The organism is Pseudomonas sp. LBUM1657, assembly GCF_059716075.1.
Genome location: NZ_CP166799.1, coordinates 44,959 through 66,312, shown reverse-complemented (window position 1 = coordinate 66,312; position 21,354 = coordinate 44,959). Strand labels below are relative to the sequence as shown.

At 59.3% G+C, this 21,354-nt stretch carries 21 protein-coding genes; 12 read left to right on the top strand and 9 right to left on the bottom strand.

The window, feature by feature from the left end; all coding sequences use genetic code 11:
- Positions 1–38: 38 nt before the first annotated feature.
- Genes ACA055_RS00310 through zur form a run of 4 tightly spaced genes read right to left on the bottom strand, consistent with a single transcriptional unit; the run spans position 39 to position 2,841 of the window.
- On the bottom strand, positions 39–755 hold the full coding sequence (locus ACA055_RS00310; protein WP_497681850.1) for a PA5502 family lipoprotein: 717 nt from the start codon (positions 753–755) through the stop codon (positions 39–41).
- Between the two features lie 37 nt (positions 756–792).
- On the bottom strand, positions 793–1,581 hold the full coding sequence (gene znuB / locus ACA055_RS00305) for a zinc ABC transporter permease subunit ZnuB (protein WP_497681849.1): 789 nt from the start codon (positions 1,579–1,581) through the stop codon (positions 793–795).
- A complete protein-coding gene (znuC, locus tag ACA055_RS00300; protein WP_162438892.1) occupies positions 1,574–2,359 on the bottom strand; it encodes a zinc ABC transporter ATP-binding protein ZnuC in 786 nt (261 codons plus the stop codon). The genes znuB and znuC overlap by 8 nt, the downstream gene beginning before the upstream one ends.
- Complete coding sequence (zur, locus tag ACA055_RS00295; RefSeq protein ID WP_497681848.1) at positions 2,359–2,841, bottom strand: zinc uptake transcriptional repressor Zur; 483 nt, start codon at positions 2,839–2,841, stop codon at positions 2,359–2,361. Before zur ends, znuC begins: the two co-directional genes overlap by 1 nt.
- Positions 2,842–2,907: 66 nt before the next feature.
- On the opposite strand from zur, the gene ACA055_RS00290 reads away from it, so the two are divergent.
- The gene (locus tag ACA055_RS00290; RefSeq protein ID WP_497681847.1) at positions 2,908–3,828 is read left to right on the top strand and encodes a zinc ABC transporter substrate-binding protein; all 921 of its coding nucleotides are present in this window, start codon (positions 2,908–2,910) and stop codon (positions 3,826–3,828) included.
- Positions 3,829–3,945: 117 nt separating this feature from the next.
- Here ACA055_RS00290 and ACA055_RS00285 read toward each other — a convergent pair whose 3' ends face one another.
- Positions 3,946–4,896, bottom strand: a complete 951-nt coding sequence (locus ACA055_RS00285) for a homoserine kinase (RefSeq protein WP_497681846.1) — start codon at positions 4,894–4,896, stop codon at positions 3,946–3,948.
- 58 nt (positions 4,897–4,954) lie between these two features.
- On the bottom strand, positions 4,955–5,245 hold the full coding sequence (locus ACA055_RS00280; RefSeq protein ID WP_497681845.1) for a DUF2782 domain-containing protein: 291 nt from the start codon (positions 5,243–5,245) through the stop codon (positions 4,955–4,957).
- 74 nt (positions 5,246–5,319) lie between these two features.
- Between ACA055_RS00280 and polA the strand changes: the two genes are divergently transcribed.
- A complete protein-coding gene (polA, locus tag ACA055_RS00275) occupies positions 5,320–8,091 on the top strand; it encodes a DNA polymerase I (RefSeq protein ID WP_497681844.1) in 2,772 nt (923 codons plus the stop codon).
- 286 nt (positions 8,092–8,377) lie between these two features.
- Here the strand turns inward: polA and yihA are convergent, their stop codons facing one another.
- Complete coding sequence (gene yihA, locus ACA055_RS00270) at positions 8,378–9,022, bottom strand: ribosome biogenesis GTP-binding protein YihA/YsxC (RefSeq protein WP_497681843.1); 645 nt, start codon at positions 9,020–9,022, stop codon at positions 8,378–8,380.
- A gap of 191 nt (positions 9,023–9,213) precedes the next feature.
- Between yihA and ACA055_RS00265 the strand changes: the two genes are divergently transcribed.
- From ACA055_RS00265 to ACA055_RS00235, 7 genes are all read left to right on the top strand, one after another.
- Positions 9,214–9,504 carry a c-type cytochrome gene (locus tag ACA055_RS00265; RefSeq protein WP_258618603.1) on the top strand — a complete coding sequence of 97 codons (291 nt, stop codon included), beginning with the start codon at positions 9,214–9,216 and terminating at the stop codon, positions 9,502–9,504.
- Positions 9,505–9,550: 46 nt separating this feature from the next.
- A complete protein-coding gene (locus ACA055_RS00260) occupies positions 9,551–10,162 on the top strand; it encodes a c-type cytochrome (RefSeq protein WP_497681842.1) in 612 nt (203 codons plus the stop codon).
- Between the two features lie 200 nt (positions 10,163–10,362).
- A complete protein-coding gene (locus ACA055_RS00255; protein ID WP_497681841.1) occupies positions 10,363–11,004 on the top strand; it encodes a thiol:disulfide interchange protein DsbA/DsbL in 642 nt (213 codons plus the stop codon).
- Positions 11,005–11,018: 14 nt separating this feature from the next.
- Positions 11,019–11,897: an endonuclease/exonuclease/phosphatase family protein gene (locus ACA055_RS00250; protein ID WP_497681840.1), complete on the top strand. Its 879-nt coding sequence runs from the start codon at positions 11,019–11,021 to the stop codon at positions 11,895–11,897.
- Positions 11,894–13,900: a GGDEF domain-containing protein gene (locus ACA055_RS00245; RefSeq protein ID WP_497681839.1), complete on the top strand. Its 2,007-nt coding sequence runs from the start codon at positions 11,894–11,896 to the stop codon at positions 13,898–13,900. Before ACA055_RS00250 ends, ACA055_RS00245 begins: the two co-directional genes overlap by 4 nt.
- 104 nt (positions 13,901–14,004) lie before the next feature.
- A complete protein-coding gene (locus ACA055_RS00240) occupies positions 14,005–14,784 on the top strand; it encodes an N-acetylmuramoyl-L-alanine amidase (protein ID WP_497681838.1) in 780 nt (259 codons plus the stop codon).
- A gap of 76 nt (positions 14,785–14,860) precedes the next feature.
- A complete protein-coding gene (locus ACA055_RS00235) occupies positions 14,861–16,471 on the top strand; it encodes an EAL domain-containing protein (RefSeq protein ID WP_497684516.1) in 1,611 nt (536 codons plus the stop codon).
- Between the two features lie 12 nt (positions 16,472–16,483).
- Here the strand turns inward: ACA055_RS00235 and ACA055_RS00230 are convergent, their stop codons facing one another.
- Complete coding sequence (locus tag ACA055_RS00230) at positions 16,484–18,274, bottom strand: KinB sensor domain-containing domain (RefSeq protein WP_497681837.1); 1,791 nt, start codon at positions 18,272–18,274, stop codon at positions 16,484–16,486.
- A 10-nt stretch (positions 18,275–18,284) separates the two neighbouring features.
- Positions 18,285–19,631 carry a sigma-54-dependent response regulator transcription factor AlgB gene (gene algB, locus ACA055_RS00225; protein ID WP_497681836.1) on the bottom strand — a complete coding sequence of 449 codons (1,347 nt, stop codon included), beginning with the start codon at positions 19,629–19,631 and terminating at the stop codon, positions 18,285–18,287.
- A gap of 434 nt (positions 19,632–20,065) precedes the next feature.
- On the opposite strand from algB, the gene ACA055_RS00220 reads away from it, so the two are divergent.
- The 3 genes from ACA055_RS00220 (at position 20,066) to ACA055_RS00210 (ending at position 21,066) form a co-directional block, all read left to right on the top strand.
- Positions 20,066–20,353: a hypothetical protein gene (locus tag ACA055_RS00220; protein WP_497681835.1), complete on the top strand. Its 288-nt coding sequence runs from the start codon at positions 20,066–20,068 to the stop codon at positions 20,351–20,353.
- A gap of 81 nt (positions 20,354–20,434) precedes the next feature.
- A complete protein-coding gene (locus tag ACA055_RS00215; RefSeq protein ID WP_003177151.1) occupies positions 20,435–20,599 on the top strand; it encodes a DUF1328 domain-containing protein in 165 nt (54 codons plus the stop codon).
- Between the two features lie 2 nt (positions 20,600–20,601).
- Positions 20,602–21,066, top strand: coding sequence for an inhibitor of vertebrate lysozyme family protein (locus ACA055_RS00210; protein WP_497681834.1), 465 nt, complete (start codon positions 20,602–20,604; stop codon positions 21,064–21,066).
- Positions 21,067–21,354 lie beyond the last annotated feature (288 nt).

The window sequence follows — 21,354 nt, the reverse complement described above, 5'->3', positions numbered from 1 at the left end:
GAGATCGAATGTGGGAGCGGGCTTGCTCGCGAAGCTTTTTATGGTTTACGCGGACTCAGCACCATCTGCGCCGGAATGTTGCGCAGAATCTGCTTCTCCAGGTTCAGATCAAAACCGGAGTCGAGCTTCTTGACCCGCTTGGTCAACAGCGTGGCCAACCAAGGGTAATCCTGAGTGCGCGGCGCCTGGATGCTCACGTCACACTGATAATTCACAACATCGGCAGCGATAGCATCCAATTGACGGCGTAGCTTGCTGATATCGGTAAGGTTCAGCGCAACCGTGGTGCTCTCAGCCGTCGGGTCGATCACTTTCGCCTGTGGCTTGGCTTCGGCAGCCAAGAGGGCAGCTTCAGCTTTATCCAGTTCAGCTTTGCGGGCATTCACAATGGCGTTGTTGACGCCACCGGTCAGCGCCGGCGCCTTGGGCATCAACACCCGAGCGCGGCTGAGGGCGGTAGCGGCGGCATTCACATCGCCTTTTTGCAGCACGATCCGACTGCGCAGCAGATAAGCTTCGGCCAACTGACGCTGGTATTGCTCAAGGGATTGATCGTTGGGTGATTCAGCCTGCAGGGCCGCCAGTTGACCTTCGGCGGTCGCCAGCTCGCTGCTGGCGAGGCTTTGTTCCAGTTGTGCAATGGCCGTGGCCCGCCCATCGGGGACCTCGGTGGCCGCCGGTGGCGTGCTTTGGCAAGCGCCCAGCAGCAGGGAAAATGCGACAAGGAGCAGATAACGGGAGGCGAACGGCTTCATTCCTGCGACTCTCTATTTGCGCAAAAAACGAGCAAGTCTACACCCCTCGACGGGGCAGGACAAAACTCAGCAGAAACAGCGCGGCGGCCGTCACCACAATCGACGGGCCCGCCGGGGTGTCCTTGAACCACGACAGCGCCAGCCCGCCACACACCGCGAGCATGCCCAGCAGGCTCGCGCCCAGAGCCATCTGTTCCGGCGAGCGGGCGTGACGTTGTGCCGCAGCTGCCGGGATGATCAGCAACGAAGTAATCAGCAAAACGCCGACAATTTTCATCGCCACGGCGATCACGACGGCAATCAGCAGCATCAAGGCCAGGCGCAATGTCGCTACCGGCAAACCTTCCACCTTGGCCAATTCTTCGTGCACGGTGATTGCCAGCAATGGCCGCCACAGCGTGACCAGCAAGGCCAGTACGCCCGCGCTGCCGCCAAGGATCCAGGCCAGATCGGTCGGACTGATCGCCAACAGGTCGCCGAACAGATAAGCCATCAGGTCGATCCGCACTTCGTGCATGAAGCTTAGTACCACCAGGCCTAAAGAGAGCGTGCTCGGTGCGAGAATTCCTAAAAGCGTGTCAGACGCCAGCGGCTGACGCTGTTGTAACGTCACGAGCAGCACCGCCAACAGCAAACAGCCTACGGTAACCGCGACAGCCGGGCTGACATCCAGCAGAAAGCCCAAGGCCACGCCCAACAACGCGGCGTGAGACAGGGTGTCGCCGAAATAGGCCATTCGCCGCCAGACCACAAACGAACCCAACGGGCCCGCGACCAATGCCAGGGCCAGGCCTGCAAGCAGGGCGTAGAGCAGAAAATCAGCCATGCTTGCAGCTATCTCCGTGAACATGGGTATGGGCCGACGGGGCCGCGCTGACCACCGAGCCATGCAGATCATGGGCGTGGTCGTGATGGTGGTGATAAATCGCCAGGCTTTGTGCGTTCTTTCCGAACAGTTCGACGAAAGCAGGATCGCCGCTGACTTGCTCGGGGTGACCGGAGCAGCAGACATGGCGATTCAGGCAGACCACTTGGTCGGTGGTACTCATCACCAAGTGCAAATCGTGAGAGACCATCAACACGCCGCAGCCGTGACGGTCGCGCAATCTTGTGATCAGGCTATAGAGTTCGGCCTGACCGGCCACGTCGACACCTTGAACCGGTTCGTCGAGTACCAGCAATTCCGGCTCGCGCAACAGTGCCCGTGCCAACAGCACTCGCTGCATTTCGCCACCGGAAACACTTTGCACCGGGCTGTCGATCACTTGCTCGGCGCCGACTTCCTTCAGGGCAGCCAAGGCCCGCGCACGATCCACCCCCGGTACCAGACGCAAGAAACGCAGCACCGACAGCGGCAGCGTCGGGTCGACATGAAGTTTTTGCGGCATGTAACCGACCCGCAGTTTCGGCTTGCGCCAGACACTGCCGCTGTCCGGCTTCAACAGGCCGAGCACTGCGCGCACCAACGTGGTTTTGCCGGCGCCGTTGGGGCCGATCAAGGTGACGATCTGCCCCGGCTCGACGCTCAGCTCGATGTTATCCAGCACGTTTTGCCCGGCGAATGTGACGGCAACCTGCTCGAGGCGGATCAGCGCGTTGCTCATCAAGCCTCCTGGCAACCCGAGCAGAGTCCGACCACTTCAACGGTCTGGCCCTCGACGACAAATCCGACGTCCCTGGCACTGCCAATGATCGCGTCGCTGATGGATTTCTGTTCGAGCTCAATGGCGGCGTGGCATTCGCGGCAGATCAGGAACTGACCCTGGTGAGCATGTTCCGGGTGGTTGCAACCGACGAAAGAGTTCAACGAGGAAATGCGGTGGACGAGGCCGTTTTCCAGTAGGAAATCCAGCGCGCGGTACACGGTCGGTGGCGCAGCGCGGCGGCCGTCCTGCTCGCTGAGCACGGCGAGAATATCGTAGGCACCCAGCGGTTTGTGGCTTTGCCAGACCAGTTCCAGCACCCGCCGGCGCAAGGCGGTCAGGCGCAGGCCTTGACGTGCGCACAGGGCATCGGCCTCAGACAATGCGCTATGGACGCAATGAGAGTGGTCGTGGGGACGGCTGGCAATCGGTGTTTTAGGCATGAGCGGCGACGAGTTTTGTGAGAGACGTTATTATGTTACCCGTTCTCGCCTCTTCGAGTGGTCATCGTGTCCCGACTTTTTTCTATCTTTGTCGCATTTGTCGCCAGTTTTCTTCTGATCGGTTCAGCTCAAGCCGAAGTCAAAGTCCTCACCAGCATCAAGCCGCTACAGCTGATTGCCGCTGCGGTGCAGGACGGCGTGGCGATTCCGGAAGTCTTGTTGCCGCCCGGCGCTTCGCCACATAACTACGCATTGCGCCCTTCCGACGTACGGAAGGTTCAATCGGTCGATCTGGTGTACTGGATCGGCCCTGCCATGGAAGGTTTCCTGCCCCGCGTGCTGAATGGTCGTACGCTACCCAGCGTTGCCGTGCAGGATTTGCCTGGCCTGAAACTGCGACATTTTGCCGAAGACAACCACTCCCACGCAGAAGAAGCTGACGAGCATGACCACGATCACCGTCCTGGCAGCCTGGATGCGCATTTGTGGTTATCGCCGGTCAACGCGCGCGTAATCGCCACGAAAATGGCTGCGGACTTGAGTGCGGCCGATCCGGCCAACGCGGCCCGTTATCAAAGCAACCTCAAGGCCTTCGATGAGCGTCTGGACGCGCTGGACTTGCGCCTAAAGGCTCGTCTGGCCGGCATCGCGGGCAAACCGTACTTCGTGTTCCACGAAGCCTTCGACTATTTCGAGGACGCCTACGGCCTCAAGCACACCGGTGTGTTCAGCGTCGCTGCCGAAGTGCAGCCGGGAGCCCAACATGTCGCGGCAATGCGCACGCGCCTGCAGGAAGTCGGCAAGACTTGTGTATTCAGCGAGCCACCGCTACGTCCACGCCTGGCGGAAACGTTGGTCGCCGGCCTGCCGGTGAAACTGGCGGAACTGGATGCGTTGGGCGGATACACGCCAGCGACCGCTCAGGGGTATGAGCAGGTATTGGAAAAACTGGGCAATGATTTGGCGGGGTGCCTGGAGTCGTTGTAATTCGAAATTGCGGCGCCCCATTCGCGAGCAAGCCCGCTCCCACATTAAATCTCTGTCGGGCACGGAATTTGTGCGCACAAGAGATCAAATGTGGGAGCGGGCTTGCTCGCGAAGCTTTTAGAGGGCGAAAGGCAACGGCGTGCTGACCTTCTGCCGCTGCGCCAACCGCTGCTGGAATTCCATCGGATCGTGAATCAACACGTCCTGCCCGGCGAAAGACTCTGCTGCAATCAATCGCGACAACCAGAATCGCACGCACGCCACCCGCAGCATTGTCGGCCACAACTCTGCCTCAGCGGCGGTGAAAGGACGTAAGGCCGCGTAGGCCCCGAGCAATGCCCGCGCCCGGGGCCCGTCGATCAACCCGGCCTCGTCCGAGCACCAGTCATTCAGGGCAATCGCCACGTCGTAGAGCATTGGCCCCGAACAAGCGTTGTAGAAGTCGATCAATCCGGTCAGGTGAGTGCCTTCGAACATCGCATTATCGCGGAACAAGTCAGCGTGGATGTTAGCTCGCGGCAGCGCCAGAATTTTCGTCTTCTGCTGTGTGATCTCGTCCAGCGCTCGTTGCAGCAGATCGCTTTGCTCGGGGTTTAGATGGGAAAGCAGCTGCGTGCCCTCCTCCAGCATCCAGTCCAGGCCGCGATCGGTCTTGCGCTTGATCATGTTGGCCTGAGTCGCCAGATGCAGATGGCCAAGCAACTCGCCCACCTGGGCGCAATGTTGAGCGTTGGCTTCCTTGATGTGCTTGCCGGCCAGGCGCGGCTGCAACAGCGCCGGTTTGCCCGCCAGTTCGCGCAGGGCGACGCCGTCGGTGGTGCGCAGGGCGTAGGGCACCGGCAAGTCGGCGTCGTGCAGCACGTCGAGCAGCTCGATGAAGAACGGCATCTCCTGGACCGGGCCACGCTCAACCAGGGTCAGGACAAACTCGCCCTGCTCCAGGCTGATAAAGAAATTGGTGTTTTCGCTACCGGCGGCAATCCCCTGGAAATCAAGCAGGCGGCCGAGCCCGTAAGGGGCGAGAAAGGTTTCCAGCTCGGGCCGAGCCAGCGGGGTGAACACAGACATGTTTGAACTGCCAGTACGGGCGCCGCTGCTTGAGCCAGCGCCGATTGAAATTAAGAAACTACTTCCACTCAAAGATCTTCCACGACGGAATCAGCATATCCGGCTGATCCGAGCGGATGAAGTTACCGTCCGATCCATCAGCGCGCACCAGGAAGTACGGCTTGCCGACACTCGGCGTGACCTGGATGGCGTACAGGAAACCATTCTGACGGTACTCCTTGATCGTATTGTCGCCCTCGGTGCGGATGGTGACGTCCGGTTCTGGCGATGGCGCATCATCCGCCGCCATGACAGCCAGCGGTGCGATTGCAAACAAGCCAGCCAGCAGCAAGCGATTTAGTGTGCGCATGATAACCTTGTCCCTTTGTCGTCAACGGTCCCGCTATTCTAGCGCCGGACCCGCCGAAAAGGTTGATCCTGCTCATGAGCCAAGCCCCCCTCGTCCTGGTGGACGGTTCTTCATACCTGTACCGCGCCTTTCATGCCCTGCCACCGCTGACCACGTCCAAAGGCCTGCCGACCGGTGCGGTCAAGGGCGTGTTGAACATGCTCAAGAGTCTGCGCAAGCAGTATCCGGCCAGTCCATTCGCCGTGGTGTTCGACGCCAAGGGTGGGACATTTCGCGATGACATGTACGCCGAGTACAAGGCCAATCGTCCGAGCATGCCCGACGACATGCGCGTCCAGATCGAGCCGCTGCACCAAAGCGTGATCGCCCTGGGCTTTCCGCTGTTGTGCGTTGAAGGCGTCGAGGCCGATGACGTGATCGGCACCCTGGCCCGCAGCAGCGCGGCGGCCGACCGCCCGGTGGTGATCTCCACCGGCGACAAGGACATGGCGCAGCTGGTCGACGGCCACATTACCTTGGTCAATACCATGACCGGTAGCGCACTGGACGTGGAGGGCGTGAAGGAGAAATTCGGCGTCGCTCCCGAGCAGATCATCGATTATCTGGCACTGATGGGCGATTCGTCCGACAACATCCCGGGCGTTCCGGGCATCGGCCCGAAGACCGCTTCCGGCCTGCTGGTCGGCGTCAACGGTGGCCTGACCGAGCTCTACGCGCAGCTCGACATCGTCCCGACCCTGCCGATTCGCGGCGCCAAGACGCTGCCGGCCAAGCTCGAAGAGCACAAGGAGATGGCGTTCCTCTCCTATCAACTGGCGACCATCAAGATCGACGTACCGCTGGACATCGGTCTCGACGACCTGCAAATGGGCCAACCGGACCACGACAAACTTGCCGAGCTCTACACCCTGCTGGAATTCAAGAGCTGGTTCGAGGAGAACCAGCGCGATGCCAAGCGCTCCGGCCAGGAAGTTGCGGCGCCGGTGATTGAAGAAGCGGCAGCCGACACCGAACTCAAGTACACCACCCTCCTCACCCAGGCCGATTTCGACCTGTGGCTGAAGAAGCTCAACGACGCCAAGCTGATTGCCTTCGACACCGAAACCACCGGCATCGATGCGCAGCAGGCGCAACTGGTGGGCTTGTCGTTCGCAGTACAGGCCAACGAAGCGGCCTACATCCCGTTGACCCATTCCTACATGGGCGTGCCGGATCAACTGGATCGCGACTCCGTCCTGCGCGCGCTGAAACCGATTCTGGAAGACCCGAACAAGCTCAAGGTCGGTCAGCACGCCAAGTTCGACATGAACATCCTGGCCAACTGCGCCATCGGCGGCGATCAAAGCTGTGGCATCACGGTGCAAGGCATCGCCTTCGACACCATGCTCGAGTCCTATGTACTGGACTCCACCGCGACCCGCCACGACATGGACAGCCTGGCGCTCAAATACCTGAATCACACCACCACCAGCTTCCAGGACATCGCCGGCAAAGGTGCCAAGCAGCTGACGTTCGATCAGATTTCCCTGGAACTGGCCGGACCTTATGCCGCAGAAGACGCCGATGTGACGCTGCGTCTGCATCAAACCTTGCAGGAAAAGCTCAACGCCATTCCGAGCCTGAGCAAGGTTCTGAGCGAAATCGAAATGCCGCTGGTGCCTGTGCTGGCGCGGATCGAACGCCAGGGTGCGTTGGTCGATGCCAACTTGCTGGGAATCCAGAGCGTCGAGCTGGGCGAAAAAATGGTCGCCCTTGAGCGTGAGGCTTTCGCCATCGCCGGGGAAGAATTCAACCTCGGCTCGCCGAAGCAATTGGGCGTGATCCTGTACGAAAAACTTGGCCTGCCGATTCTCAGCAAAACCGCGAAGGGCCAGGCTTCGACCGCCGAAGCGGTGCTGGCGGAACTGGCCGAGCAGGACTTCCCGCTGCCAAAAGTACTGATGCAGTACCGCTCGATGAGCAAGCTGAAAAGCACCTACACCGACCGCCTGCCGGAGCAGATCAACCCACGCACCGGGCGGATTCACACGTCTTATCACCAAGCCGTAGCGGCAACCGGGCGTTTGTCGTCCAGCGACCCGAACCTGCAGAACATTCCGATCCGCACCGCTGAAGGTCGTCGGATTCGTCAGGCGTTCGTCGCGCCAAAAGGCTACAAGCTGCTGGCGGCGGACTACTCGCAAATCGAACTGCGGATCATGGCCCACTTGGCCAAGGACGAAGGTTTGCTGCACGCCTTCCGCAATGATCTGGACGTGCACAAAGCCACCGCCGCCGAAGTCTTTGGCGTTGAACTGGCGGAGGTCACCACCGACCAGCGGCGTAGCGCCAAGGCGATCAACTTTGGCTTGATCTACGGCATGAGCGCGTTTGGCCTGGCCAAGCAGATTGGCGTCGACCGCAAGCAGTCCCAGGCCTACATCGACCGCTATTTCGCCCGTTACCCCGGCGTGTTGCAGTACATGGAGCGCACCCGCGCGCAGGCCGCCGAGCAAGGTTTCGTCGAAACCATCTTCGGTCGTCGCCTGTACTTGCCGGAAATCAACGCGAAAAACCCGGCCCTGCGCAAAGGTGCCGAGCGCACGGCGATCAACGCGCCGATGCAAGGCACCGCGGCGGACATCATCAAGAAAGCCATGGTCGCGGTGGATAACTGGCTGACATCGTCAGGCCTGGACGCCAAAGTCATCCTGCAGGTGCACGATGAATTGGTGCTTGAGGTACGTGAAGATCTGGTCGATCAGGTTCGTGAGGAAATTCGCGTACACATGAGCGACGCAGCGAAACTGGATGTGCCGCTGCTGGTCGAGGTTGGTGTAGGAAATAATTGGGATGAGGCTCACTGAGCCGTCTGAAAAGTCGCTTTCTGCTGCGGCATAGTGCCGCGGCAGAAAGAGCGAAGGGCCCTTAGTTCGGAACGCAATTTGGCTTATTTCGAATGGTTTTTGAACGACCTCGGAACTAAACCCGTGAACTGCCACTCAGAGTTACTGAATGGGTGGTGAAGCCCTTCGATGCTCCTATGTTGTGTTAAGTGTTGGCAGATATCTGGACCCCGCCCTAGCGGTCCGGAACTTGAACCCCGGAACTTCCCCCTCCCCATAGAAGTCCGGGGTTTTTTTTGCCCGCGATTTATTGCTCGACAACCTCGGCGCCCTTGTCCGCCAATTCCATCCAGCCCGCCAGTACAGTGTAGGCGTCTTCCAGACCCATGCGTTTTGGCGCCGAGAACAGCTGGATACTGATCGCATCACCCCAACCCTTGCGGATGTCTGCCTGAACTTTGAGCAGGACATTTTTCGCTGCGCCGTAGGTCAGCTTGTCGGCTTTGGTCAGCAGAATGTGCATCGGCATGCCGCTGGCAACCGCCCAGTCGAGCATCAACAGGTCGAAGTCGGTCATTGGATGACGGATGTCCATCATCAAAATCAGACCTTTCAAACTTTCGCGACCGCCCAGATAAGCTTCCAGGTGACGCTGCCAGTGCAGCTTCAACGGGATAGGCACTTTCGCGTAACCGTAACCCGGCAGGTCGACCAGACGACGATCATCGTCTAGCTTGAAGAAGTTCAAGAGTTGCGTGCGCCCCGGAGTCTTCGAGGTTCGCGCAAGGCTGGCGTGCGTCAGGGTGTTCAGGGCACTGGACTTGCCGGCGTTGGAACGCCCGGCGAAGGCCACTTCAAAGCCTTCGTCGTCGGGACATTGATCGACTTTGGCGGCGCTGAGCATGAAGGTGGACTGTTGGCACAGACCGAGGATGGGGTTCTTGAGTTGCATGGGATTTCCGATGTGGGCGGCGCCGGGAATGGACGCGGCGAGCAGTGTCGTTTCCGTTTCAGTGACGCCAGTATATAATGCCGCAGATTTTGTGTGCGCTTTGTCCCAGCGTAGGATGAAGTTCACGAGAGCGATTGACCTCGACTGCGCATTAGAACGCAGCACGCTCTCAACCCTGAAAAGGTCGTTTTATGACGAAATGGCTGCTAGCTGCCGGTGTCTTGATGCCGCTTTACAGCGCTCAGGCTACACAGGATCCGGAAGCTGTGTACAACCGTGTTTGTGGTGCCTGTCATTCCGGCCAACTACCCATGGCGCCCCGCAAGGGCGATCAGGATGCTTGGACGCCGAGGTTGGCGAAAGGTATGGAGACGCTGGTGCAACACGTGACCCAGGGTTTCAAGGCGATGCCGCCGCGTGGTTTGTGCATGGACTGCAGTGCCGAGGATTACCGAGCCATCATCCAGTGGATGAGCGAGTAAACCCGGCCCATAACTCTTTAACCCTTAGCCGTAGTTGGATTAGCTGATGAACAAATTGATCGTGAGTCTGCTGTTGACCGTGGGGATCTCCGGCATTGCCCATGCTGCAGGTGATGCGACTGCTGGTCAGGCGAAAGCCGCAGTATGTGGCGCCTGTCATGGCCCGGATGGCAATAGCATGGCGCCTAACTTTCCGAAACTGGCGGGTCAGGGCGAGCGTTATCTGAACAAGCAGCTGCACGACATCAAGTCCGGCAAACGCCAGGTACTGGAAATGACCGGCCTGCTGACCAACCTGAGCGATCAGGACCTGGCTGATATTGCAGCCTACTACTCCACCCAGAAGGGCAGCGTTGGCGCCGCCGATCCGAAAATCGTGGCTCGCGGTGAAGCGCTGTTCCGTGGTGGCGACCTGGCCAAGGGCCTGCCGTCCTGCACCGGATGCCACGCTCCAGACGGCAAAGGCAACGCTGCTGCGGGCTTCCCGCATCTGGGCGGGCAACACGCGCAATACATCGCCAAGCAACTCACTGACTTCCGCAAGGAAGAAGGCGGCCGCACCAACGATGGCGACGTCAAAACCATGCAGACCATCGCCAAAAAGCTGAGCGACGAAGATATCGCAGCAGTGTCCAGTTACATTCAAGGCCTGCACTAAGGCCTGCGGATCGAGCGTTACGCGGGGTGTACACCTCCTGCAACGTTAACGCTCGATTAATCCGACGATGCAAGCATAAAAAGGGTGGCCTTGGCCGCCCTTTTTTGTGGCCGCTGCCGTTACACTAGCGAACTCAAGCCCGCCATGATCTGTCTGAAAACAGGTCGCGCGAGGCGACCTAATTTGTCCAGGAGTAAAGCATGCGTAATCTGATCATCAGCGCCGCACTCGTCGCTGCCAGCCTGTTCGGCATGACCGCCCAGGCCGCCGAAGCACCCGCCGCCCCCTATGTAGAACTGACCAACGCTGTTCCGGTTGCTGTGCCTGGCAAGATCGAAGTCGTGGAGCTGTTCTGGTATGGCTGCCCGCATTGCTATTCCTTTGAGCCGGTGATCAATCCTTGGGCTGAAAAGCTGCCATCGGATGTGAACTTCGTGCGTATTCCTGCCCTGTTCGGCGGCCCATGGGATGCCCACGGTCAAATGTTCCTGACTCTGCAAAGCATGGGTGTCGAGCATAACGTGCACGCTGCGGTGTTCAACGCCATCCAGAAAGAACACAAGAAGCTGACCGATCCAGAAGAGATGGCAGAATTCCTGGCCACCCAGGGTGTCGACAAGGACAAGTTCCTCGCCACCTTCAATTCCTTCGCCATCAAGGGTCAGATGGCCAAAGCCAAAGAGCTGGCCAAGAAGTATGAAATCACCGGCGTTCCAACCATGATCGTCAACGGCAAGTATCGTTTTGATGTGGGTTCTGCCGGTGGTGCCGAGCAAGCGCTGCAACTCGCCGACAAGCTGATCGACAAAGAGCGAGCGGCAACCAAGGCTGCTGCCAACTAAGCGCGGGACCTGCCATGCGCCGCTGGGGAACTGAACGTGTCGTTGGCCTGCATGATCCGCGGGTCAACGAGCATCATCTGGAATCAACGGGCCTGCCCGCAGACAGCCGTCTGCGGTTGCTCAGTTTCAATATCCAGGTCGGCATCAGTACCGAGCGCTATCGGCACTACCTGACCCGGGGCTGGCAACACTTGTTGCCGCACACCGGGCGTGCCGACAATCTGCAAAAGATCGGCAATCTATTGGGCGACTTCGATCTGGTCGCCTTGCAGGAAGCCGATGGCGGCAGTATGCGATCAGGCTACGTCAACCAGGTTGAACACCTGGCCCAGCTCGGCGCCTTCCCCTACTGGTATCAACAACTCAATCGCAACCTCGGTCGCCTCGGCCAGCACAGCAATGGCGTGCTCAGCCGCCTACGCCCGTGGGCGATTGAAGATCATCCGCTGCCGGGCCCCAAGGGGCGCGGGGCAATTCTGGTGCGCTTCGGCGAAGGTCCGGAAGCGCTGGTGGTGGTCATGATGCATCTGGCGCTGGGTGCCCGCGCCCGCAGCATGCAGCTGGCTTACATCCGCGAGTTGATCGGCGGTTATAAACACCAGGTGCTGATGGGCGACATGAACACCCATGCCAGCGATCTGCTGCAACATTCGCCATTGCGCGACCTCGGCCTGCTCGCTCCGCAACTGGAAGCGACCTTCCCCAGTTGGCGCCCGCAGCGCTGCCTGGACCATATTCTACTGAGCCCGACCTTGACCCTTGAAAAGGTCGAGGTGCTGGCACACCCCATTTCCGATCACCTGCCGGTCGCGGTAGAGATTCGTCTGCCGGGTTCGCTCACGGCCGATGCATTGCCCGCGTTGAGTCCTGCCCCTCGCGGATCCCATGAATGAGCGACGAAACACAGCGCTGGAAAGAGAAATACCTAAAAAGCATCGAACAACAGGAAAAGCTTGAGCGCCGATGGGATGCCCGGCTCGACCTGCTGCGTCGCGGCCTGGTGCGCAGCACGCTGGCCGCAGAAGGTACTGACCGCGCGGTCGACCAATGCATGAAGGAAATGCGCGAAGTCGTGCGCACCGATGACATGGACGCCGGCCTCGCCGCCCTTCTTCCGCGGCTGGAAAAAGCCGTGCTCGACTCCGAACAGCGCCGTGAAACCCGGATCAATCAGACCAGCGCCGCACTGACCGCGCTGGTCGCTCAGCTGCAAACATTGCCGTTGCCCCGAGAGGTGAGCCGGCCACTCAAGAATTTTGCCAAGACACTGGACGGACGAGTCGGCCAGGCGCGCGAGATTCCGTTGCTGCTCAGCGAACTGAGCGGCCTGCAAGGCAAAGCCTTGAGCCAGTTGGAGAACCCGCCTGAACCTGATCGCCCAGGTTTGCTGCAACGGCTGTTCGGCAGCCGTGAGGCCGATGAAGCGGTATCACAGGTCGCCACTCCGGCGGTGCAGCTACCTCCCTCGCAGCCTGTCGAAGTCGTTACCGCGCCGCACGCCGACACACCGCAGACACCAATAGATATCGCACCAGCAGCCGTTGCCGCACCCACCGTTGCTGCCCCTGAGTCACCAAAAGTCGAGACTCCACCCGCAACACCGCCTTCTGCGACAGTCGTTGCGTTTGTCCCGCCAGTCCTTGAACCGCAACAAACCAGCGCCCAGCCTCCAGAGGCAGAAGAGTCCACTTCCCCCGTCATCGATTCGGCCATCAATCCCGACGAACTGACCCCCGTGGTACATCTCGACATGCCCGTGCCCTCGGCCATGGCACAGGACTTGACCGTCGTCGATCCGGAACAACCCGAGCAGGATCTCCACTACGCCCTGCCGGATTCACCCGAGCCGTCCTACAGCTCGGTGGCCAAGCACATCGAAGACACGCTGCTGGGTCTGCTCGATGATCTGACGCTGCCCGAGCGTCATCGTCCGCAAGCAGAAGCCATGCGGTATCGACTGCAAAACGGCTTGAACTGGTACGAATTGCTACCCATCCTCGACGATCTGGCTACTTTGATGCTGGCGATCAACGACAGCGGCCAGCACGAATTCGAAGCGTATCTGCAACAGCTCAATGAACGTCTCGAATCGTTCCAGAGCAACCTGCAAGCCGCCAGTGTCGGCCATGCCGACAACCACTCTGCCGCGCGTGAGATGGATACGCAGATTCGCGAACAGGTCGATGGTTTGCAGAGCAGCATGCAGGAAGCGGCGGACCTGGACGATCTCAAGCACGTGCTGGAAAACCATCTCGAAGGGCTGCTCGGTACTCTGGACCAACACCAGAAGCAGCGCGACGAGCGAGAGCAAGAAGTCGCATCACGCCTGCAAGGCCTGGCCGAACGCGTTGCCCACATGGAGCAGGAAGCCCTGGGCTACCGCGAGCATCTCGAAGAGCAGCGCCAGAAAGCCTTGATCGACCCGTTGACCGGCCTGCCGAACCGGGCGGCCTGGAGCGAACGTCTGGATCACGAAATCAGCCAATGGCAGCAACACGGCAACACTCTGCTGCTGGCCATGCTCGACCTCGACCATTTCAAACGCATCAATGACAACTATGGTCACCTGGCGGGCGACAAAGTGCTGAAAATCATCGCCAACGTGCTGCGCAAGCGTCTGCGCGGGACGGATTTCATCGCCCGTTTTGGCGGTGAAGAGTTTGTGCTGATGATGACCGCAACAGCGCCGGCAGTCGGCGCGAAACTCCTGGAAAACATGCGCGCCGCGATTGAAGCCTGCCCTTTCCATTTCAAAAGCGAGCCGGTGACCATCACCATTTCCATGGGGCTGACGGCGTTCAGGACCGGCGAACACAGCGATGTTGTTCTCAAAAGAGCCGATCAGGCGCTATATCGTGCGAAACACGCGGGCCGTAATCGGGTGGAACTGGGCTGACGGTCAATTGTGCCATTTTGTTTAATACACCGCCTTTGCCGACTAGGCGCAAGGCAGTTTACGTTACACTGTTGCATTACTGTCTTGCGTGTACTGCCTCTGCCATGAAATACCTTGCTCTCATCGTGTCACTGATTCTGCTGGCAGGCTGTGCCCGCGGCCCTCGGTTCGACACCAGTCACCCTTCCGCCAATCACGACGCCCGCGTGCAGTTCGTGGTGGTGCATTACACCTCCGCATCGCTGGAACGCTCTCTGCAATTGCTGACCCATGGCGAGGTCAGCAGTCATTACCTGATCGGCGACGACAAGGGCGCCACCATTTATAAGTTGATGGATGAAAACCTCAGGTCCTGGCACGCCGGGGAAAGCGAATGGGATGGCCGGACCTGGTTGAACTCAAGCTCCATCGGCATCGAAATCGTCAACCGGGGCTTCAAGGACACCCCGACCGGACGCCTGTGGTATCCGTACACCGAAGATCAGGTTCAGTCCCTGATCGTCCTGCTCAAGGACATCAGCAAGCGCTACGCCATTGCCCCGCGCAACATCATCGGCCATAGCGACATCGCCCCGCTCCGCAAGCTCGATCCGGGGCCGCTGTTTCCCTGGAAGCGTCTGGCGGCCGAAGGCCTGGGAATCTGGCCCGATGAACAAGCAGTGGCGCGTCAGCAAGTCCAGTTCGATGCGCAGCTGCCGAGCATCAGTTGGTTTCAGGGACAGTTGGCCCGCGCGGGTTATTCCACGCCGCAAACCGGCGAACTGGATGTCGCGACGCGCCATGTGATTGCGGCGTTTCAGATGCGTTTCCGACCGTCGCGCTTCGATGGCACCCCGGACGCACAAACCGCAGCGTTGCTACAAGTTTTGAACCAGACAAAATAATGACGCCCGCCCGACGGTAAAGGCTTTTTCTCAATCAGCAGCTATAACTCATTGGTAATTCTTCGGATATTCCATGATGACTGTTGCTCGAGAGACATTTCGTAGCTGGTTCTATCGCCCTTGGTTTTTGGCGACGCTGGCTGCTGCCTTGAGCACAACACTCTTGTTGGCCGGCAGTCTGTTCGTGGCCATGAATCAGGTCGAACAGAACGAAAGCCGGGAAATGAACGCCCAGGGCGAACGCTTCCTTGCCCGTCTGGAGCAACTGTTCGGACAGCTGCGCGAGAGTCTCGACGACTTGGAAGCTCAGCCGCTACGGGGCTGCGATGATGAAATGATCGCGACGTTGCAGCAAGTCGGTTTCAATTACCGCTTCGTGTATGAAGCGGCTTATATGGACGCCTTGCGGGTCTGTTCCAATCGCCCTCGCCAGGAGCTGTCGCTGATACGACCGCCAGACATCAAGGGCCCCACCTACAGCTACTGGCTGAACACCACCACCGAACCTGACGAGAATCGTGCCGCGTTGATGCTCGGGCGCGGCAATTTTCGCGTCGCGACGTCTCGTGGGCATCTGACCGACATGGTCGACTTGTCTCCCGGCAGCAGCGTGCTGGTAGTAGTCGATCGCGGTGCACGGGCGATACCCGTACTGGGTGCCGAGCAGCTCTGGCCACCCACGGAGGCGTGGCCGCCGAAAAGCCTTGATGCGCTGCAAGTCACCCAGACCCGCTTGATTTACCGCATGCCGACCAACAATCCCGCCTACCAATTAGTGCTCATCTCCCCACGGACCGGGATGCACGTCCCTGCGGTGTGGTGGTGGCTACTTCCGGCCAGCCTGGCGCTGGGTGTGTGCGTGGGTTTTCTGGTGTTCCTGCTGGCGCGCCAGCGGCAGTCGCTGGACGCCGAACTCAATGGCGCCATCCGACGAGGCGAGTTGCAGGTGTTGTATCAACCGATCTTCGACCTCGACAGCCGCAACTGTGTGGGCGCCGAAGCGTTGCTGCGCTGGCGCAGACCGGACGGCACGCTGACCAGTCCCGACCTGTTTATTCCCATGGCAGAGAACACCGGGCAGATCCGCCAGATGACCGACTTTGTACTACAGCGCTTGCTCGAGCAGCTCGGTCAACTGCTGCGAGCGAATCCACAGCTGTATATCTCGGTCAACCTGGCAGCCTGCGACGTCATGGTGCCGCGTATCGGCCAGGTGATGGCGCGCCTGCTGACCCTGCACCGGGTTGCGGCGAAGCAAATTGCGTTTGAGGTCACCGAACGAGGGCTGATCGATGTCGTGGTCGCCCGGGAAAACCTGCAAGCCTTGCGGGATGTCGGGCATCAAGTGTTGATCGATGACTTTGGCACCGGCTATTGCAGCCTCGCCTACCTGCAGACCCTGCCGGTGGATTGCCTGAAAATCGACAAGGCCTTTATCGACGCTCTGGGCCATGACGCCGCCAGCAGCGGCGTGGCCCCCCACATCATTCGCATGGCCCAGGCCCTGGAACTCAAGGTGATTGCCGAAGGCATCGAACATGAAGCCCAAGCGACGTTTCTGAGCAGCGAAGGTGTGAAGTTCGGTCAGGGCTGGTTATTCGCCCATGCCTTGAGCGCGGTGCAGTTTATCGAATTGATTACCCGCGGCCGCCGAAGGTCTGCCCGGCGCCTGGATGACGAAGCCTGACGCCGCGACGGCTTAAACCGATAACGCCATATAAAACTGAGTACCCTGCCCCGGCCGCGAATAGACGCCCATCCGGCCGCCGTGCAACTGTACGATTTCCTTGCACAGGGCGAGCCCGAGCCCGGCACCGCCCTTCTTGCGACCGACCTGGACAAAGGGCTCGAAGATCCGCCCCTGCTGGCCGTAAGCAATGCCTTCGCCATTGTCCTCGACACTGATAATCACCCGCTCTCCGTGGCGACGAGCCTGCAAGCGTATGTGCCCGTCGGAAGCGGTATGGCGCAACGCATTGTCGATCAGGTTATCAAGCACTCGGTCGAGTTGTGGTTGATCGGCGTGCAGCCATGGCAACGGCCCCTGCACTTCCACCAGCAGGTCGATGCCCTTCTCCTCTGCCTGCCCGGCAAACCGTACCCTGGCCTGCTCCAGCAACTCCTCGATGGAGCACGGTGCCAGCGTGAGTTTCTGCAATCCGTTCTGATAGCGGGAGAAGTTCAGCAGGTCGTTGATCAACTGCATCAAGCGTTGCATCTCTTCGTTCACGGTATCCAGCAGATCGGCTTCCCGCGAGTCCGCGGCAAAATGAGCGCGTTCGCGGAAAAGGCCGAACGCCATGTGCATTCCGGTGACCGGTGTTCGCAACTCATGGGACGCGCGCAACACGAATTCGCTGCGCACCCGCTCGAATGCGCGCTGTTCGGTGACGTCATGCAGCACCATCACAGCGCCGAGAATGTGACCCTGGGTGTGGCTGACCGGCGTCAGGCTGTAAGTCAGCAACCGCGACTCGCCATCGACCTCGACGCTCAGATCCTCCGGCGCCCGCTCCAAGGTGCCGCCACGCAGCACCAGTTGCAGCTGTTCATCCAGTTCGGGGCGTTCGAGCGCCGTGCCCAGCCCTTGACCTAGACGGTCGGTGTCCCAACCCAACTGTCGCTGCGCCACCGGGTTGAGGTGTTCGAGATGGCCTTGACGATCGATCATCAGTAAGCCGTCGTCGATGCTGTCGAGTACGGCCTGCAAACGCTGTTGACCGGCGAGTAGTTCGTCGATATTGGTGGCCTGATGCTGCCGCAGGGCCTCGGCCATGATCCCGAAACGCTTGGTCAGGAGGTTCATTTCCACCGCCGAGGAAATCGGCAGGGTCACTTCGAAATTGCCCTTACCGATATTGTCCGCCGCCTGGGCCAAGGCCTCGATAGGCGCCCCGAAACGCCGGGCAATAGCGTGGGCGGTCACGAAACCAATGATCAGCACTGCCAGCCCGACCAACCCGAGTAGGCCAGCAATCAACAACGCGCGTTCCCGAGACTGCCGTTCGGTCGAATTGATGTTATCCAGCGCCAACTTTTGTACGGAGATCAAACCGGTGCGCAACGCGTTGAATTTGTTCGTGAGCTCTTCGTTGCCTCGCAATATTGGCCTTGCGTCACGTGACCGGTCGAAAGCGTCGAGGAAAATCAGGTAGTCAGCTTTGGCTTGGTTAAAGCCGCTCCGAACGTCCTCACCGGAACGCTCATGGACGATGCCTTCCTCGAGCAGCCCAAAGTATTGCTGTTTCGAGGCTTCGAACGCTGCGAGATCCGGATGATCACTGAGCATGATCATCAACTGATCACCCAGGGTCTGACGTAATTTCAGCCCCAGGTCCAGGCTGACGAAGTTGTTGCGAACCAGTGATTCCTGGGAACTTGCCATTTGCATCACGCTAACCAGCCCGAGCAGAAGCCCGAGCAGCGCCACGGTGATCAATGCGGAAATACTCAGGAACAGCCGCGTGCGCAACTTCATCGCCAGTTTCATCGGATACGGCTCACAGGTTGTACTGCTTGCGTTTGCGGTACAACGTCGAGGCGTCGATGCCCAGGGTCTTGGCGGCCTGGTCCAGTGTGTCTGCAGTCGCGAGGACCGCACCGATGTGGGCTTTTTCCAACTCATCCAGACTCAACGCAGCGCCGATGCGCGGCGTGTTGTTGACCGGCGTCTCGGCCATGCCGAGATGGCTGATCTCAACCCGTTCCTGTGGACAAATAATGCTCGCCCGCTCCACCACGTTGCGCAGCTCACGAATGTTCCCCGGCCATCGGTAACCCAGTAGCGCTTCGCGGGCCTCATCGCTGAACCCCCGGGCTGGGCGCGCATATTCTTTGACGAAGCGAGCCAGGAAGCGATCAGCCAGGGTCAGAATGTCTTCCCGGCGTTCGCGCAACGGTGGCAGGTGCAACGTGATGACGTTCAGGCGATAGAGCAAGTCTTCACGGAAACGACCGTCGCGCACCATGTCCTCAAGGTTCAGGTTGGTGGCAGCGAGGATTCGCACATCGGCACGCCGTGTTACCGGATCGCCCACACGTTCGTATTCCTTGTCCTGGATGAAACGCAGCAACTTTGGTTGCAACGTCAGTGGAAAATCGCCGATCTCGTCGAGAAACAGCGTTCCGCCGTCCGCTTGATTCACACGCCCCAAGGTGCTTTCACTGGCGCCGGTGAACGCGCCGCGGCTATGGCCGAAAAGCTCGCTTTCCATGAGTTCGGCGGTCAACGACGGGCAGTTGATGGTCACGCAGGATTTTTTCGCGCGTTTGCTCCAGCCGTGAATGGCCTGGGACAGTTCGCCCTTACCGGTGCCGGATTCACCGAGAATCAAAATGTTGGCGTCGGTGCTGGCGACCTGGCGGGCGGTTTCGAGCACCACCTTCATGGCCGGGCTGTGTGAGTCCAGGCCATCCTTGGGTTTGCGCACTTCACCTTCCAACGCTTCCAGGCGTGCCGACAATTGCCGCACTTCCAGTTGCTTGGCGGTGGCGAGGCGCAATTGATCGGGGCTGCAAGGCTTGACCAGGTAGTCGGCGGCACCGGCTTGAATCGCATCCACCGCGGTATCAACGGCCGAGTGAGCGGTGACGATCACCACCCGCATCCAAGGTGCCTGAATGCGCATTTGCGCCAGCACATCGAGGCCGTTGTCCTCCCCCAGACGCAGATCGAGGAAACACAGGTCAAATACCTGGCGTTGCAGCAAGGCATCGGCCTGCGCGGCGCTGTTGGCGGTGGCGACGCTATAGCCTTCATCTTCGAGGCAGTAGCGGAAGGTACGCAGGATGGCGGACTCATCATCCACCAGCAGAATGCGGCCTTGATGCTCAGTGGCTGATTCCATTTTCCTACGCTCCTTTATGACTGATCTTGGTTAGTCCCGGAAAAATCGGGCAAGTTGCATGGTTGATTCTGGTCGATTCCAGCCACAGCAGGGTAGCTGTCTCCTTACCCTACGGCTAATCGCCTGATTTTGTTGTTTTTTTATCGGATAACCGGTTCACAGGCGATTACCGACGTCCCTTTGTGACATCCACGCCCTTCTCTCAATTCAAAAATATTGAAAGTTCCTACAAATCTATCGTGCATTACGCACGACTTCAAAAGGGCCATCGTGCAGGATGCGTCCGACTCGATATCTCATTAGTTCATAACACACTGATTTAATTGATATTTTTTCATTTAAAAAACTGGCATGCGCGCTGCAATAGTCTGGCTAAGAAGGGCATTGATGAACGGCCCTCAACCAGATCACCCCCGTGTGGGAGGAGCTACAGGATGAATCGCCAACGTGCCGCCCAATTCCGCATCTCGCCATTGCATATTCAGCAAGGCCTGTTTGCCGTTCTGGCGCTGTTGATCACCTTGATCGCAGGGCAGCAGTTCGTTCGTTGGGAACAGAGTCAGCAGCCAGAGGCGCCGCTCGTGTCGATTCAACAGGCGACCCAAACCCACTTCAGCGCCGTCAGCAGCAACCAGGCTGACCTCGCCCCGATGCGAATGATGGACGTCGACCAGGCCCAGCCTGTGGATGAGATGCTCCGTCAGGAACGCTGGGTGTTCTAAGCACACAAACTTGGCGCGCTCGTTGCGCCGGGATAAGCACCACAAGCATTACCTCTAAATAGAAGCGTAAGGAGAATCACCATGTTGAGCTGGGCAATCACATTCTTGATCATTGCCATCATCGCTGCAGTTCTGGGCTTCGGTGGTATCGCGGGCACCGCCACGGGTATCGCCAAGATTCTCTTTGTCGTGTTCCTGGTGATGTTCATTGCTTCGTTCTTCTTTGGCCGTCGCGGTCGAGGCTGAACATGAACGTTTTGGTAAAGACACTGGCAGCCGCCCTGCTTCTGGGCGGCAGTGCCATGACAATGGCGGCCAATGATGGCCAGGCGCGGGTCAATGAGTTGTTGAATGCAGACCCGCAGTATCGTGAAACCTGGCAAGGCGTGGTGGAGAAGGAAGAACGCCTGCCGGAATGGGTGATGAACCTGTCCGGCGACGCCGAGCAAATGAATGGTGTCGAAGAGGATGGCGACAAGTATCTGGTCGGGCCACTGTGCGAAACACAGCAAACGTGCCTGAACAAACGCCTGGTCGTAGCGTTCAGCTTCGACAAGAAGGATGCCTACGCCATGCTGGTCGAAGTGCCTGCGGGACTGCCGGCCGACAAGTCGCCCACGCGACATGCCGACTACCGCTTCCTTGGCAAGCCGGACCAAGGCATGCAGGACCTGTTGATGGAACAATTGAAGAAAGATCCAAACTGGTACTGAGTTCGAAACAAGAGAGAAGCCACAGCGCTTCTTTCCGATGCGCTACCCGAGGAAGGTAGACGCATGGCCAAGGGGTCGGGACGTTCTGCCTGTTTCAGGGGCGGAGTGACCTACGGGCACATGGGGTGCCTGCGCAAGGGCCGGGTCAGGCAAGCTGCGACGCAAGTTCGCCGGCCAATCAGGGCTCGACGGACTTGCGAAGAGCTTTTACGCACAACGCGTTGAAATAGAGCGAACCACTCGGTTCGCTTCTCTGATTTCAGATCTGCATTGATTTGCTTAGGAAAT